16 protein-coding genes are annotated in these 14661 nt (G+C 67.8%); 8 read left to right on the top strand and 8 right to left on the bottom strand.

What is annotated here, in order from left to right; all coding sequences use genetic code 11:
- Window positions 1–6: 6 nt before the first annotated feature.
- Window positions 7–807 (bottom strand): hypothetical protein, encoded by an 801-nt coding sequence (locus GEM_RS11700; RefSeq protein ID WP_014897619.1) that lies wholly within the window; start codon window positions 805–807, stop codon window positions 7–9.
- A gap of 237 nt (window positions 808–1044) precedes the next feature.
- Complete coding sequence (locus GEM_RS11705; protein ID WP_014897620.1) at window positions 1045–2109, bottom strand: glycosyltransferase family 4 protein; 1065 nt, start codon at window positions 2107–2109, stop codon at window positions 1045–1047.
- Window positions 2110–2672: 563 nt separating this feature from the next.
- Here GEM_RS11705 and GEM_RS11710 point away from each other — a divergent pair.
- Window positions 2673–4502, top strand: a complete 1830-nt coding sequence (locus GEM_RS11710; RefSeq protein ID WP_041490529.1) for an ABC transporter ATP-binding protein — start codon at window positions 2673–2675, stop codon at window positions 4500–4502.
- Window positions 4503–4594: 92 nt separating this feature from the next.
- Here the strand turns inward: GEM_RS11710 and otsA are convergent, their stop codons facing one another.
- Window positions 4595–5974: an alpha,alpha-trehalose-phosphate synthase (UDP-forming) gene (gene otsA / locus GEM_RS11715; RefSeq protein WP_014897622.1), complete on the bottom strand. Its 1380-nt coding sequence runs from the start codon at window positions 5972–5974 to the stop codon at window positions 4595–4597.
- Window positions 5971–6723 carry a trehalose-phosphatase gene (gene otsB / locus GEM_RS11720; RefSeq protein WP_014897623.1) on the bottom strand — a complete coding sequence of 251 codons (753 nt, stop codon included), beginning with the start codon at window positions 6721–6723 and terminating at the stop codon, window positions 5971–5973. The genes otsA and otsB overlap by 4 nt, the downstream gene beginning before the upstream one ends.
- A gap of 281 nt (window positions 6724–7004) precedes the next feature.
- Between otsB and GEM_RS11725 the strand changes: the two genes are divergently transcribed.
- From GEM_RS11725 to GEM_RS11735, 3 genes are read left to right on the top strand one after another with little or no spacing between them, the layout of a single operon-like run.
- On the top strand, window positions 7005–7649 hold the full coding sequence (locus GEM_RS11725) for an SCO family protein (protein WP_014897624.1): 645 nt from the start codon (window positions 7005–7007) through the stop codon (window positions 7647–7649).
- An 8-nt stretch (window positions 7650–7657) separates the two neighbouring features.
- Entirely contained in the window at window positions 7658–8098 is a 441-nt protein-coding gene (locus GEM_RS11730) for a copper chaperone PCu(A)C (RefSeq protein ID WP_014897625.1), read from the top strand.
- A 10-nt stretch (window positions 8099–8108) separates the two neighbouring features.
- The gene (locus tag GEM_RS11735) at window positions 8109–8981 is read left to right on the top strand and encodes a cytochrome c oxidase assembly protein (protein ID WP_014897626.1); all 873 of its coding nucleotides are present in this window, start codon (window positions 8109–8111) and stop codon (window positions 8979–8981) included.
- Window positions 8982–9000: 19 nt separating this feature from the next.
- On the opposite strand, the gene GEM_RS11740 is transcribed toward GEM_RS11735, so the two are convergent.
- Complete coding sequence (locus GEM_RS11740) at window positions 9001–9492, bottom strand: GNAT family N-acetyltransferase (RefSeq protein ID WP_014897627.1); 492 nt, start codon at window positions 9490–9492, stop codon at window positions 9001–9003.
- Between the two features lie 124 nt (window positions 9493–9616).
- A complete protein-coding gene (locus GEM_RS11745; protein ID WP_014897628.1) occupies window positions 9617–10483 on the bottom strand; it encodes a pirin family protein in 867 nt (288 codons plus the stop codon).
- Window positions 10484–10593: 110 nt separating this feature from the next.
- Here GEM_RS11745 and GEM_RS11750 point away from each other — a divergent pair, with 110 nt between their 5' ends.
- Complete coding sequence (locus GEM_RS11750) at window positions 10594–11511, top strand: LysR family transcriptional regulator (RefSeq protein ID WP_014897629.1); 918 nt, start codon at window positions 10594–10596, stop codon at window positions 11509–11511.
- Window positions 11512–11641: 130 nt separating this feature from the next.
- Window positions 11642–12145 (top strand): GAF domain-containing protein, encoded by a 504-nt coding sequence (locus GEM_RS11755; protein ID WP_014897630.1) that lies wholly within the window; start codon window positions 11642–11644, stop codon window positions 12143–12145.
- Between the two features lie 110 nt (window positions 12146–12255).
- Here the strand turns inward: GEM_RS11755 and map are convergent, their stop codons facing one another.
- Entirely contained in the window at window positions 12256–13062 is an 807-nt protein-coding gene (map, locus tag GEM_RS11760; RefSeq protein WP_014897631.1) for a type I methionyl aminopeptidase, read from the bottom strand.
- The gene (locus tag GEM_RS11765) at window positions 13062–13295 is read right to left on the bottom strand and encodes a ParD-like family protein (protein ID WP_014897632.1); all 234 of its coding nucleotides are present in this window, start codon (window positions 13293–13295) and stop codon (window positions 13062–13064) included. The genes map and GEM_RS11765 overlap by 1 nt, the downstream gene beginning before the upstream one ends.
- Before the next feature lie 148 nt (window positions 13296–13443).
- Between GEM_RS11765 and GEM_RS11770 the strand changes: the two genes are divergently transcribed.
- Window positions 13444–14100: a helix-turn-helix domain-containing protein gene (locus GEM_RS11770; RefSeq protein ID WP_014897633.1), complete on the top strand. Its 657-nt coding sequence runs from the start codon at window positions 13444–13446 to the stop codon at window positions 14098–14100.
- Complete coding sequence (locus GEM_RS11775; RefSeq protein WP_014897634.1) at window positions 14097–14645, top strand: GNAT family N-acetyltransferase; 549 nt, start codon at window positions 14097–14099, stop codon at window positions 14643–14645. The genes GEM_RS11770 and GEM_RS11775 overlap by 4 nt, the downstream gene beginning before the upstream one ends.
- Window positions 14646–14661: the final 16 nt, after the last annotated feature.

The following is a 14661-nucleotide window of genomic DNA, read 5'->3' on the forward strand; positions in this document are numbered from 1 at the left end:
GCCGGGTCAGACGATCTGCTTGAGCGCCGCGTCGAGCGCGAGCACCGCGACGCGGTCGCCCTCGGTCGCGAGCGGCGCGCGCATCACGATCTGCCGGTTATGGCCGACGGCCGCCGGCGAATCCCACAGCAGCTCCACCTTCGGCCGCCGGAACAGGCTGCCGCGCAGCGGCGGCACGACGGCCGGCTGCGCGCCCTGCTCGCCCGCCGCGGACGCGGCCCGGCCAGGCCAGCGCACCGACAGTTCGCGCGCGTCGTACTGCCCGACCTTGCGGCTCTCCATCCAGACGATCGCGGTACGCGTGAGGGTGTCGAGCGAGATCGCGTAGCGGCCGACCGCGAAGCGGCGCGCGGCCACGTTGGTACGCCACAGCGGCCGCGGGCGGCACATCCACACGATCGCCGCATAAAGCGCCGGTGCGGCGACGAGCCAGCCGTTGGTCGCCGTCACCGCGTGCAGCGCGGGACGCCAGCCGGCCGCCCACGCGAACACGCCGATCGACCACACGGCAAACAGGAAACCGATCAGCGCGAAGACCCGCAGCGCCTGGCGCAGCCACTGCGGCAGCGGATGGAATGGCCGCTCGGCGCGCGCGACGGCGCCCGGCAGCGCGAGCAGCAGGAAGATCAGCACGAGATAGACGAACGCCCAGGGCGACGACACCATCGCCGACAGCGACGCGCGATAGCCCATCTGGGACATCGAGAACAGCCAGCGCGCGAACAGCACGAGACCGATCGCGCGCAACGCGAAGATCACGCCGGCACCGGGGGCCGGTGCTGCGCGCGTGGTTTTCGTTCTCGCCAAGACAGCTCTCCTCTCGATGTTCGTGCGGGGCCGGATTTCACGGCACGGCCATTATAGGGACATTACCGTCTGGACAGACGGCCGGATGGCGCGCCGGACCGCTTCCGGGGCCGTTCGCGGCGTCGGGCGCGGCGAGAATACAACAGATCCGCGCCGCAGATGTGACAACGCCCCGCCGGGGACCCGGACGGGGCGTCGATAAAGGCCGCATGCCGCTGCGCGGCCAGCGGCCCGGCATCAGCCTGCGTTGACTTCGCGCAGCACCGTGCGGCGCTTCTGGCGCAGCAGTTCCTCGTAACCCTTCACGTAGTTCTGGGCCATCACCTTCGACGAGAAGCGTGCTTCGAACGCAGCGCGAACCTTCTCGCGCGGCAGCGTGTCGAGTCGCTTGAGCGCCGCGACGGCCGACAGTTCGTCTTCGACGACGAAGCCCGACACGCCGTTGTCGATCACTTCCGGCACCGAGCCGCGCTTGAACGCGATCACCGGCGTGCCGCAGGCCATCGCCTCGATCATCACCAGGCCGAACGGCTCCGGCCAGTCGATCGGGAACAGCAGCGCATGCGCGTTGCCCAGGAATTCGGTCTTTTCGGACTCGCTGATTTCGCCGATGTACTCGACGTGCGGCAGCGCGAACAGCGGCTTGATCTTCTCTTCGTAGTACGCGCGGTCAGCCTTGTCGAGCTTCGCGGCGATCTTGATCGGCAGGCCGGCTTGCTCGGCGATGCGGATCGCCGTGTCGACGCGCTTCTCCGGCGAGATGCGGCCGAGGAACGCGAGGTAGCTCGGCTTCACGTTCGGGATCGGCGTCAGCAGGTTTTCCGGCAGGCCGTGGTAGACGGTCGACAGCCAGTTCGCCTGCGGCAGCGGGATGCGCTGGTTGTCGGAGATCGACACGACCGGCACGTCGCTGAATGCGTTGAAGACCGGCTGCAGTTCCGGCAGATCGAGACGGCCGTGCATCGTCGTCAGATGCGGGACCGGCTGGCGCGAGAACAGCGAGAACGGGTAGTAGTCGATGTGGCAGTGCAGGACGTCGAACTCTTCCGCGCGGCGGCGCACCTGCTCGAGGAGCAGCATGTGCGGGGCCATCACGTCGCGGATGGTCGGGTCGAGGCGCAGCGCCTGCGGCCAGCACGCTTCGAGCTTCGCGGAAGTTTGCGAATCGCCGCTCGCGAAGAGCGTGACGTCATGCCCCATCTCGACAAGTGCTTCGGTCAAATAGGACACCACTCGCTCGGTACCACCGTAAAGCTTCGGGGGGACCGCTTCGTGCAACGGAGCGATTTGGGCGATTCGCATGCGTAACTCCTAAAAAATCGGCTAAAAACCAGGTATGGGTCGGCAACCTGCCGGCGATCCGGGCTGGATGCATTTCGTCTTAAAATCGGACGAATCAGCCTGCCGGGGGCGTCGAACCCGCGCTGCTCAAGGAGCGTCGGCGACGCGACAGGCATAGAACGTTTGAAACGAAGACCCGTTGACAGGGGTTCGTAAAAACCTGGAATCGAACCCGGAGCCGATTATCTAGGGTTAGTCCTGATACGGCGCACAACATTTCAAACACTTTGCTTTGTTACAAAGCCGCAACACTTTGCAACCCGCGGACTTGGGTGTCCGTTCTAGAGTGGAAGGCCCTTTTGGCGCTCCCTGTCATCCCGTCACCGCCGGCATCGCGATTCCGGCGCATGCGGCAAGACGGGATGCCGGATTTTATCTCAAAATTGATCGCGCGCCCCTGGCCAAGGCAAGATTCGCTCAGCGCAATGCACGGCCTTGTTTACAATGCCGGATTATTCAGTCCGGGCGACCACCGGCTGCGATCCAGCCGCTCCGCTCAATCACCGAATTACCGCACGCATATTTTGGAATCTCTCACCCCTGCCCAGCGCAACGCCCACAACGCGAAGCTGTCGAGCTACGCGCATCGGCCGATCGCGTTCCTGTTCCGCTACATCCGCCTGCATCCCGTCGCGCACCTGATCGTGCTCTGCAGCGTGCTGGCCGCCGTCGGCTGCGCGCTCGGCTCGCAATACGCGATCAAGCACCTGATCGACGTGCTCGCGGCCGGGCGCCATCATCCGGGCCCGCTGTGGAGTGCCTTCGCGCTGCTCGTCGGGCTGATCGCGGCCGACAACCTGCTCTGGCGCGTCGGCGGCTGGGTCGCCGCGCACACGTTCGTCGCGGTCACCGGCGACCTGCGGCGCGACCTGTTCCAGTATCTGATCGGCCATTCGCCGACGTACTACTCGGAAAAGCAGCCGGGCACGCTCGCGAGCCGCATCACCGCCACATCGAACGCCGTCTATACGTCGGAGAACACGATGGCGTGGAACGTGCTGCCGCCGTGCATCGCGGTGATGGGCGCGATCCTGATGATCATCGTCGTGAACCCGCTGATGGCCGCCGGCCTGCTCGGCTGTTCGGCCGTGCTTTCCGTCATCCTGTTCAAGCTTGCCGGGCGCGGCTCCGCGCGCCATCACACGTTCGCGGCGAAGGCCGCGGCAGTCGACGGCGAACTCGTCGACGTGATCGGCAACATGGGCCTCGTGCGTGCGTTCGGGATGACGCTGCGCGAACAGAAACGCTTCGGCGCGACGGTGAAGGCCGAGATGGACGCGCGCCAGCAAAGCCTGCTCTATCTCGAGAAGCTGCGCCTGCTGCACGCGGTGATCACCGCGATGCTGTCCGCCGGCCTGCTCGGCTGGGCGCTGTGGCTGTGGGACCAGGGCCGCGCGACGTCGGGCGACATCGTGCTCGTCAGCTCGCTCGGCTTCACGATCCTGCACGGCACGCGCGACCTCGCGGTTGCGCTCGTCGACGTCACGCAGCACGTCGCACGGTTGTCCGAAGCCGTGAAGACGCTGCTCGAGCCGCACGGGATGCCGGACCGCTCCGACGCGCAGCCGCTGTCGGCCAAGGGCGGGCGCGTCGACTTCGAACGCGTGACGTTCGCGTATCCGCATCGCCGCGCGATCCTCGACCACTTCGATCTCCATATCGAACCGGGCCAGCGCGTCGGCCTGATCGGCAAGTCGGGCGCCGGCAAGTCGACCGTGCTCGCGCTGCTGCAACGCTTCTACGACACGCAGGACGGCGCCGTGAAGGTCGACGGCCAGGACGTCAAGGCGATCACGCAGGACAGCCTGCGCCACGCGATCGCACTCGTGCCGCAGGATATCTCGCTGATGCACCGGACGATCTACGACAACATCGCATACGGCCGTCCCGACGCAACCCGCGAGGAAGTGCTCGCCGCCGCGCGCGACGCACGCTGCGCGGAGTTCATCGAAGCGATGCCGGAAGGCTATGACACGATCGTCGGCGACCGCGGCGTGAAGCTGTCGGGCGGCCAGCGCCAGCGCATCGCGATCGCGCGCGCGATCCTGAAGGATGCGCCGATCCTGTTGCTCGACGAAGCGACGTCGGCGCTCGACAGCGCGTCCGAGGAAGCGATCCAGAGCGCACTCGACCGCCTGATGGTCGGCCGCACGGTGATCGCGATCGCGCACCGGCTGTCGACGCTGCGCAACTTCGACCGCATCATCGTGATGAGCAACGGCAAGGTGATCGACGACGGCAGCCCCGACGTGCTGCGCAATCGTCCGGGCCTGTACCGCGACCTGCTCGCGAAGCAGCACGGCCGCCATCACGCACCCGACGGCACCACGCCGACCGGCGAACGCGCGGCCTGACGCAGCGCCGCGCAGCCGATAAAAAAGCCGCCGTGCTTCACGCACGGCGGCTTTTTTCATCCTGTCGCGCGACTCGCGCGGCGCAGCACCGGCTACCCGCGCTGCAGGTCGCGCAGGAAATTGTCGCGCCACACCGACACGTTGTTCTCGCGCAGCTGCGCGATCATGTCCACATAACGCGCGCGCCGCTCGGCGAGCGGCATCGTCAGCGCCAGCGACAGCGCATCGGCCATTCCGTCGATGTCGATCGGATTGACGATCAGCGCGCCCGTCAGCTCGCGCGCGGCCCCCGCGAAACGCGACAGCACGAGCACGCCCGGATCGTCCGGATCCTGCGCGGACACGTACTCCTTGGCGACGAGGTTCATCCCGTCGCGCAACGGCGTCACGAAGCCCACGCGCGCCAGCCGGTACAGCGCGGCCAGCACCTGCCGGTCGTACTGGCGGTGGATGTAGAGGATCGGCGCCCAGTCGAGCTCCGCGTAGCGCCCGTTGATGCGCCCCGACTCCGCCTCGAGCTGCAGGCGGATGTCCTGGTACGCGCGCAGGTCCGCACGCGTGGACGGCGCGATCTGCAGGAACGACACGCGATTGCGGATCGACGTCTGGTGTTCCAGCAGTTTCTCGAACGCGCGGAATCGCTCGACGAGCCCCTTCGAATAATCGAGCCGGTCGACGCTCATGATCAGCTGGCGGCCACGCAGCGACGTCGCCAGCGTGCGCACGGCCTTGCCGTTTTCACCCGCCTGCGCGAGCGACGCGATCTCGTCCGGGTACACGCCGATCGGATAGGCGGCCGCACGCAGCGTGTTGCCGAACGCGTTCACGCGCATCGTGTGGCCTTCGCGCGTCACTTCACCGCCGGCCTCGAACTCGACGTAGTCGCAGAACGCGCGCAGGTCGGGCTCGGTCTGGAAGCCGAGCAGGTCGAACGCGCACAGTGACTCGACGAGCTCGCGATGCGGCGGCACGTTGACGAGCACCTGCGCGGCCGGAAACGGGATATGCAGGAAAAAGCCGATGCGGTTCTTCACGCCGGCCGCGCGCAGCGCACGCGCGAACGGGATCAGGTGATAGTCGTGCACCCAGATCACGTCGTCGTCCTGCAGCAGCGGCACGAGCTGCTGCGCGAGCCAGTCGTTCACGCGGCGGTAGCCTTCGAACTCGTGCCGGTCGTACTGGATCAGGTCCGCGCGGTAGTGGAAAGCCGGCCACAGCGTCGCGTTCGAGAAGCCGCGGTAATACTGGTCGTAATCGCGGCGCGACAGCCCGACGGTCGCGAACGTCACGGGCCCGCGCTCCTCGATACGGATCTGCGGCGCACCGGACGCGACCACCTCGCCGCTCCAGCCGAACCACATGCCGCCCGTCTCCTTCAGCGCGTCGTAGACGCCGATCGCGAGGCCGCCCGCCGCCGGTTCGCCTTCCGAAATCGGGGCGACGCGGTTCGAAACGATGATGAGTCGGCTCATGCGCCCGGCAGCTCCACGCCGAGCCAGCGGGCGATCTGCTCGTGCAGCGCGTCGACCGAGTCGAGCCGCGTCCGGGCCGACGTCTCGCCCGCGCCGACCTTGATCGACAGGCCGCCGCGCGCGTTGACCACCGCGAAGCCCTTCTCGTCGGTCAGGTCGTCGCCCGCGAACAGCGGCACGCGCCCCGCGAACGGCGGTTCGTCGAGGAACGCGGCCAGCGCGCGCCCCTTGTCGACGCCCTTCGGCTTGATCTCGAACACCATCTTGCCGGGCTGCAGCACGTACGCATCCGCATATTCGGCGACGAGGCGCTCGGTCGCTTCACGCGCGACCGGCTCGCGCTCGGGCGAGTTGCGGTAGTGCAGCGCGACGGCCGCCCCCTTGATCTCGAGCAGCATGCCCGGATAGCGGTCGACCACGGACGCGAGCTCGCGCTCGATGCGCAGCAGCCGATCGTCGTTGAAGCCGATGCGCTGCGTGTCGCCGTTCGCATCGCGACGCTCGGCGCCGTGCAGGCCGGCCATCGGCAGGTCCGGCATGTTCAGGAACATGTCGAGGTTGTCGATGCCGCGACCCGACACGATGGCGACCGCGCCGTGCGAGCGGCGCCGCAATTCATCGAGCAGCGTCAGCAGCGACGGCGGGACGTGAATGCTGTCGGGCGTGGGCGCCAGCTCGACGAGCGTGCCGTCGAAGTCGAAGAAGAACGCGGTATCGGTCAGGGACAGGGAAGCCGGAACGGATTGCATCGATTCGATAGTCTGAGGAGCGCCTGCAAACGCGGGGCCGCCGCAGCGAGAATGGAATTGTGCGCATCTTACCGCGCCTGAGTGCCGGGATGGGCGAAACCGTTGCACGACGGACCTCGCACCGCGTCCGTCGTCAACTGCGACATATTGCCCCGCTCGCCCGCGCCGTACCAGTTTCGAAAGGACATGGGCGCGGGAATTGCGCTACAGTCGCAACCGCCGGCCGCGCGACGCATGGCGCCGCGCCGGCCGACGACCATTCCGTCCGATCGAGCCCCAGGATGTCGTCTGCCCGTCCCGCGCCGCACCGGCGCCGCTTCAGCTTCACCCGCTTCGCCCGCACGGCCGCCGCGCTGGCCGCCGCCGTCGCGCTCGCCGCATGCACGCACGACGAGCCGAACTGGCACCTGACCAACGTCACGGGCCACCTGCCCGACCTGTCGTTCACGCTGACCGGCGGCGACGGTCGCCCGGTCGACGCGAACGCGTTCCACGGTCGCATCGCGCTCGTCTACTTCGGCTACACGCACTGCCCGGACGTCTGCCCGGAAACGATGGCGCGGCTGATGGAAGTGCTCGCGAAGCTCGGCCCGCAATCGAACGACGTCCGCATCCTGTTCGTATCGGTCGATCCCGCGCGCGACACGCCGCAGGCGATGCAGTCATACGTCGCCGCGTTCGATGCCGCGCACGCACGCGGCCTCACCGGCACCGACAGCCAGATCGAATCGCTCGCGAAACGCTATCGCGTCGCGTACCAGATGGAACAACGCGATCCGGCCGGCGGCTACGAGGTCACGCACAGCTCGGCCGTCTACATCTTCGATGCGAACGGCCGCGCGCGCCTGCTCGCGACCGACAGCGACTCGCCCGACGCCATCGCCGCCGATGTGCGCCGGATCATCGACACCGCCTCCACCACCTGAATTCCGACATGAAGACGACTCTCAAGACGTTCGCCCTCCTCGCCGCGTTGTGCACCGGCGCGCACGCGTACGCCGCCGGCGCGATCACCGCGCAGAACGCGTGGGTGCGCTGGCTGCCGAACCAGCTGCCCGCGGGCGGCTACGTGACGCTCGTCAACACGGGCGACAAGCCGGTCGATCTCGTCGACGTCGACAGCCCCGACTACGGGATGGCGATGCTGCACCAGACCGTGTCGAACGGCTCGACCCAGAAGATGGAAATGGTCGACAAGCTGACGATCCCCGCCCGCGGCAAGGTCGACATCGCGCCCGGCAGCTACCACTTCATGCTCGAGGAACCGAAGCACGCGATCAAGCCCGGCGACACCGTGCGCCTGCGCCTGAAGTTCTCCGACGGCGAAACGGTCGACACGCCGTTCGCCGTGAAATCGCCGGCCCAGGCAAAGTGATGCGCGCGCGATGAACGTCCTGTACTGGCTCGATCCGTGGGAACCGTCGCCGACCGTGGTCATCGCGGTGCTGACGGCCGCCGTGCTGTTCGCGCGCGGCGTGAAGAAGGCGCAGGTGTCGCCGCTGCGGCAGTTCTCGTTCTGGCTCGGGCTGACGGCGCTGTATATCGCGCTGCATACGCGGCTCGACTACTTCTTCGAGCACGAATTCTTCATGCATCGCGCGCAGCACCTGGTGCTGCACCACCTCGGGCCGTTCTTCATCGCGCTGGCATACCCGGGCGCGGCGATCCGCGCGGGCATTCCGTTTCGCTGGCGGCAGCGCTTCGTGCGCCCCGCGCTCGCGTGGGCGCCCGTGCGCGCGACCCTCGACGTGGTGTTCCATCCGGTCGTCGCGGTCGTGCTGTTCGTCGGGCTGATCTATTTCTGGCTGCTGTCGCCGATCCACTTCATCGCGATGCTGGACTGGCGTCTCTATCGCGTGATGAACTGGAGCATGGTGATCGACGGGCTGCTGTTCTGGTGGCTCGTCGTCGATCCGCGTCCCGCGCCGCCCGCGCGGCTGTCGCCGGGCCGCCGGATCCTGATCGTCGTCGCGGCGATTCCGCCGCAGCTCGCGCTCGGCGCGCTGATCTTCTTCACGCCGCACGAGCTGTATCCGATCTACTCGATCTGCGGACGCGCATTCACGTGGCTCAGCCCGCTGCGCGACCAGCAGATCGGCGGCTTGCTGCTGTGGATTCCGGGTTCGATGATGAGCGTGATCGGCGCGCTGATCGCGCTGCGGCACTGGCTGCGGCTGTCCGCGCGCGGCCGCTTGATCGAAGAGCGGGCGGCCGCCCCGCGTACGGAGCGCCCGTCGGTGACGCGCGCCGCCCACTGACGGCGCGGCGCGCGGTGCGTCAGCCGCGCGCGCTGCTCATCCAGACGTGCGGAATGCCGTCCTCGTCGTGCACGTCCGAGCTCGGCGTGAAGCCGAAGGCCCCGTAGAAACGCTGCAAGTGGGCCTGCGCATGCAGGCTCACGGGCGTGTCCGGCCACTGCGCGCGGATGTGCTCGAGCGCATTCGACAGCAGCGCGTTGCCAAGGCCCGCGCCGCGAAACGCGGCGGTCGTTAGCACGCGGCCGATGCGCACATCGGTGTTCCGCGCATCCGGCAGCAGCACGCGCAGGTAGCCGGCCAGGCGGCCCGCCGGATCGTACGCGGCCAGGTGCCACGCAGCCTGGTCCGCATCGTCGATGTCGCGATACACGCAGTTCTGCTCGACGACGAACACGGCGCTGCGCGCTTCGAGGATCGAATAGATTTCGCGCGCCGTCAGCGCGTCGAAGGATTTCCAGCGCCAGTCGAGATCGGCGGCGCTCGGGGATGCGGCGGGTGCGGAAGCGGTCATGTCGGTCCTGATTCGGGCGCGCCGGCCGGCGCGCGGCAACCGTCGATTATGCCTCGAAGCGCACGCGGCGCGCGACCGCCCTTCCGCGCATGAAAAAGGCCCCGCATTGCGCGGGGCCTGTCCGTCAGGCCGGCATCCGGCCGAAGCGGCCGCTGTTGAAATCGTCGATCGCGGTCCGGATTTCCTCTTGCGAGTTCATCACGAACGGCCCGTATCCGACGACCGGCTCATCGATCGGCTCGCCGCTCAGGATCAGCAGCTTGGCGTCGCTGTTCGCTTCGATCTCGACATCGCGGCCGTCGCGGCTCAGTTGCACGAACTGCGCTTCGCGGGCAACCGTATCGCCGTTCACCATCAGCGTGCCGTTCAGCACGACCACCGCAAGCGTCCGACCTTCGGGGACCGGGAACCGCGCATGACCGCCTGCCACGAGCCGCACGTCCCACACGTCGATCGGCGTGTGCGTACGGGCCGGGCCGCGCCGCCCGTCGAGTTCGCCCGCGATGATCCGCGCCCGACCTGCGCCGTCCGGCAGTTCGACCACCGGGATGTCCGCGTCCAGCACCGTCTGGTAGCCGGGCGCACCCATCTTGTCAGCGGCGGGCAGGTTCACCCACAGCTGCACCATCTCGAGCGGACCGCCACGCTTCGTGAATTCCTCCGAGTGGAATTCCTCGTGCAGGATCCCGCTCGCGGCGGTCATCCACTGCACGTCGCCCGGGCCGATCACGCCGCCCGCGCCGGTCGAGTCGCGGTGCGCGACTTCGCCGTCATAGACGATCGTCACCGTTTCGAACCCGCGGTGCGGGTGCTGGCCCACCCCGCGCGGTGCCGAAGCCGGCTCGAAGTTCGCCGGTCCCGCGTAGTCGAGCAGCAGGAACGGGCTCAGGTGCGTGCCGTGAGACTGATAGCTGAACATCGAGCGCACCGGGAAACCGTCGCCGACCCAATGGCCGCGCGGCGCACTGTAAACACCCTGGATCTTCTTCATTTGCCTTCTCCGAATTGCGGCGAAACACGTGTTTCGCATCCTGAGTAGGAATATAGAGGTGGAACGATCGATCCGGTAGACTGCCAAATTCGCACTCAGCGTTCTATTTCATGAACGATAACGAACGGGATCTGAACGATCTCTATTACTTCGTGCAGGTTGTCGAGCACGGCGGCTTCGCGCCGGCCGGACGTGCGCTGAACATGCCGAAATCGAAGCTGAGCCGCCGCATCGGGCTCCTCGAGGCGCGGCTCGGGATGCGGTTGATCCAGCGCTCGACGCGCCGCTTCACCGTCACCGACGTCGGCCAGACCTATTACGCGCATTGTCGCGCAATGCTCGTCGAAGCGGACGCCGCCGACGAGGCGATCGCGCTGCTGCACGAGGAGCCGCGCGGCATCGTGCGCGTCAGTTGCCCGGTCGTGCTGCTCGATTCGCTGGTCGGCACGATGATCGCCGCGTTCATGGTCGCGTGCCCGCGCGTCGAGATCCACCTCGAGGCGACCAACCGGCGCGTCGACGTCGTCGGCGAAGGGATCGACGTCGCGATCCGCGTGCGCCCGCCGCCGCTCGAGGACAGCGATCTCGCGCTGCGCGTGCTGGCCGAACGCGGCCAGTGCCTCGTCGCGAGCCCCGCGTTGCTGCGCGAGCTCGGCGTGCCGGCCGTCCCCGCCGATCTCGCCCGCCTGCCGAGCCTCGATCACGGCGTGCCGCAGGCCGCGCACGTGTGGCGGCTGCGCGGCCCCGACGGCGCGCAGGCGGAAATCCACCACCAGCCGCGCCTCGTGACGGGCGGCATGCTCGCGCTGCGCGCGGCGGCCGTCGCGGGCGTCGGCGTCGTGCAGTTGCCGACGATGATGGTGCGCGACGAAGTCGCGCGCGGCGAACTGGTGACCGTGCTGCCGGACTGGGCGCCGCGCCGCGAGATCGTGCACGCGGTGTTCGCGTCGCGGCGCGGGCTGCTGCCCGCGGTGCGCGCGCTGCTCGACTTCCTGGCAGAGCGGTTCACCGAACTCGAACCCGATTGAGCGGCGTCGCGGGCGCCTGCACCGCGCGTTCGGCACGGCGCCCGCGAACCACGCGCTGCAAACCGGCGTCGCGTGCCGTAGACTGCGGGACGCGCATCGCGCTTTTCACAACCCTTATCGCATTTCAGCCATGTTCACGCTGTCCAACGACCCTCACGCCTCCAAGGCCGAACTCTATGCGACGCTCGTCGAGCAGGCACGCGCGCTCGTCGAATCGGAACGCGACCTGACCGCGAACGCCGCGAACTTCTCCGCGCTCGTCTACCACTCGCTCGACCGCCTCAACTGGGCCGGCTTCTATTTCTTCGACGGGTCGGAACTCGTGGTCGGCCCGTTCCAGGGCAAGCCCGCGTGCGTGCGGATCGCGCTCGGCAAGGGCGTGTGCGGCACGGCCGCGCAGACCCGCGAGACGCAGGTCGTGCGCGACGTGCATGAATTTCCGGGCCATATCGCCTGCGATGCCGCGTCGGAATCGGAAATCGTCGTGCCGCTGGTAGCGGCCGACGGCACGCTGATCGGCGTGTGGGATGTCGACAGCCCGGTCGCCGCGCGTTTCGACGATGAGGACCGCAACGGCATGGAAGCGCTGTGCCGCGTGTTCGTCGAATACGCATGGCAGAAGGCGCGCGGCTAAGCCGCGTCACGCTGCCGGTCGCGCCGCGCGACTGACCGAAAATGACACGGGCCCCAACGTGATGAACGGGGCCCGTTTTCGTTGCGCCGCTGCGCGCGGGTGGCCGCGCGTCAGGCCGCGTGCGTGCCGGAAAGCGCCGCGAGCGCCGGCGGCTTCACGTCGTCCGTCAGCACCTCGAAGCCCTGCTCCGTCACCACCACCATGTGCTCCCATTGCGCGGACAGCGAATGGTCCTTCGTGACGACCGTCCAGCCATCCGCCAGCACGCGCGTGTCGCGCTTGCCTGCGTTCAGCATCGGCTCGATCGTGAAGATCATCCCCGGCCGCAGCGGCACGCCGGTGCCCGGGCGGCCGTAGTGCAGCACCTGCGGCTCGTCGTGGTACACGTCGCCGATGCCGTGCCCGCAGTACTCGCGGACCACGCTGAACCCTTCGCGATGCGCGACCTGCTGGATCGCATAGCCGACGTCGCCGAGCGTCGCGCCCGGACGAACCGCGCGGATGCCGGCATGCATCGCCTCATAGGTCGTCGCGACGAGGCGCCGGGCCAGTTCGCCCGGCTCGCCGACGAAGTACATGCGGCTCGTGTCGCCGAACCAGCCGTCCTTGATCACCGCGATGTCGAGATTCACGATGTCGCCGTCGCGCATCGGCCGCGACGACGGAATGCCGTGACAGACCACGTGGTTGACCGACGTGCACAGCGTCTTCGGATAGCCGTGATAACCGATGTTCGCCGGAATCGCGCCGAGTTCGTCGACGATGTATTCACGGCAGCGCGCATCGAGCTCGTCGGTGGTGACGCCCGGCCTCACGTGCTCGGTGATCATCGTCAGCACCTGGGACGCGAGCTTCGCTGCCTCGCGCGACTTGGCGATTTCCGCGTCGCCGCGGATCGGGATTTCGCGCTTCGCCATTACGCCACCTGCTCGATGCCGTGGGCCACCGACTCCGTCGGACCCGCGTCGCCGCGTGCCTCGGCCTCGATCAGCATCCGGCAGATGTCGCCGTACGACACCGACGGATTGAGTTCCGCCAGCATCCCGACGCGCAGCCAGTGCTCCGCCTGAGCATTGATCGAGCGGCTCAATGCGGTACTGGTCGAGCGGAGCCGTTCGTGCATCTGCTCGGATATCTTGATGATTCCCATATGTCTCTAATTAAACGAAATATAGCTGTTTCGTATATTACGCTCGACCCACGCGCCGGGCAAGCGTTCGGCCGCCATCGAACCGTCCGCCGGGGCAGTACGAATCCCGTTGACATCGAATTCCAATTTGCTGGAAAATAAATCCACCATGCAAGAATCGATCAACGCCCCTGCCGACGACACCGGCATCAACGAACGCATCGCCCGGCGCGTGCGCGACTTGCGCACCCTGAGAGGCTACACGCTCGATGCGCTCGCCGCGCGTTCCGGCGTCAGCCGTTCGATGATCTCGCTCATCGAGCGTGCGTCGGCGAGCCCGACGGCCGTCGTGCTCGACAAGCTCGCGGCGGGCCTCGGCGTGTCGCTGGCCGGGCTGTTCGGCGGCGATCGCGACGACGCACCCGCGCAACCGCTGGTGCGGCGCGCACAGCAGGCGGAATGGCGCGATCCGGCGTCCGGTTATGTGCGGCGCAATCTGTCGCCGCCCGGCTGGCCGTCCCCGATCCAGCTGGTCGAGGTCGATTTTCCGCCCGGCGCGCGCGTCGCGTACGACTCGGGCGGGCGCGAAAGCGCACTGCATCAGCAGGTATGGGTCGTCCACGGGCGCGTCGACGTCACGTTCGGCGACCAGCTTCACGAACTTCACGAAGGCGACTGTCTGGCCATGCGGCTCGATCAGCCGCTGATCTTCAGCAACCCGTCGTCGCACGTCGCGCGCTACGTCGTCGCGATCTGCGATGCATCCGCCGCCGGCGCGCGGCAAGTGTCATCCGTTCAAAGCCGACCGGCGCAGGAGCCCGTATGAATTCCCCGAAACAGCGCGACGACGTGCGCCTGATCGATTGCAGCGAGGCCGAGCATGCCGCGGCCATCCTCGAGATCCTGAACGATGCGATCGTGAACTCGACCGCGCTGTACGACTACCGGCCGCGCCCGCCGGAAGCGATGGTCACGTGGTTCGCGACCAAGCGCGCCGGCGGTTTTCCGGTCGTCGGCGCGGTGGATGAATCGGGCACGCTGGTCGGCTTCGCGAGTTGGGGCACGTTCCGCGCGTTCCCGGCGTTCAAGTACACGGTCGAGCACAGCGTCTACGTGCACCGCGATCATCGCGGCCGCGGGCTCGGCGAGTTGCTGCTGCGCGAGTTGATCCGGCGTGCGCGCGAAGCCGACGTGCACGTGCTGGTCGGCTGCATCGACGCGACCAACGGCGGCAGCGTCGGGCTGCACACGCGGCTCGGCTTCGTGCACTCGGGAACGATCACCGAAGCGGGCTTCAAGTTCGGCCGCTGGCTCGATGCGGCGTTCTATCAGCTCAGGCTCGACACGCCGGCGCAGCCGGTCGACGGCTGATCGGCATCGCGGCGCT

The organism is Burkholderia cepacia GG4 (assembly GCF_000292915.1).
Lineage (GTDB): Bacteria > Pseudomonadota > Gammaproteobacteria > Burkholderiales > Burkholderiaceae > Burkholderia > Burkholderia cepacia_D.

Excerpts from the sequence above, each read along its gene's own strand:
- GEM_RS11705 (WP_014897620.1), bottom strand. The coding sequence starts at position 2,109 with ATGCGAATCGCCCAAATCGCTCCGTTGCACGAAGCGGTCCCCCCGAAG.
- otsA (WP_014897622.1), bottom strand. The coding sequence starts at position 5,974 with ATGAGCCGACTCATCATCGTTTCGAACCGCGTCGCCCCGATTTCGGAA.
- otsB (WP_014897623.1), bottom strand. The coding sequence starts at position 6,723 with ATGCAATCCGTTCCGGCTTCCCTGTCCCTGACCGATACCGCGTTCTTC.
- GEM_RS11725 (WP_014897624.1), top strand. The coding sequence starts at position 7,005 with ATGTCGTCTGCCCGTCCCGCGCCGCACCGGCGCCGCTTCAGCTTCACC.
- GEM_RS11730 (WP_014897625.1), top strand. The coding sequence starts at position 7,658 with ATGAAGACGACTCTCAAGACGTTCGCCCTCCTCGCCGCGTTGTGCACC.
- GEM_RS11735 (WP_014897626.1), top strand. The coding sequence starts at position 8,109 with ATGAACGTCCTGTACTGGCTCGATCCGTGGGAACCGTCGCCGACCGTG.
- GEM_RS11740 (WP_014897627.1), bottom strand. The coding sequence starts at position 9,492 with ATGACCGCTTCCGCACCCGCCGCATCCCCGAGCGCCGCCGATCTCGAC.
- GEM_RS11745 (WP_014897628.1), bottom strand. The coding sequence starts at position 10,483 with ATGAAGAAGATCCAGGGTGTTTACAGTGCGCCGCGCGGCCATTGGGTC.
- GEM_RS11750 (WP_014897629.1), top strand. The coding sequence starts at position 10,594 with ATGAACGATAACGAACGGGATCTGAACGATCTCTATTACTTCGTGCAG.
- GEM_RS11755 (WP_014897630.1), top strand. The coding sequence starts at position 11,642 with ATGTTCACGCTGTCCAACGACCCTCACGCCTCCAAGGCCGAACTCTAT.
- map (WP_014897631.1), bottom strand. The coding sequence starts at position 13,062 with ATGGCGAAGCGCGAAATCCCGATCCGCGGCGACGCGGAAATCGCCAAG.
- GEM_RS11765 (WP_014897632.1), bottom strand. The coding sequence starts at position 13,295 with ATGGGAATCATCAAGATATCCGAGCAGATGCACGAACGGCTCCGCTCG.
- GEM_RS11770 (WP_014897633.1), top strand. The coding sequence starts at position 13,444 with ATGCAAGAATCGATCAACGCCCCTGCCGACGACACCGGCATCAACGAA.
- GEM_RS11775 (WP_014897634.1), top strand. The coding sequence starts at position 14,097 with ATGAATTCCCCGAAACAGCGCGACGACGTGCGCCTGATCGATTGCAGC.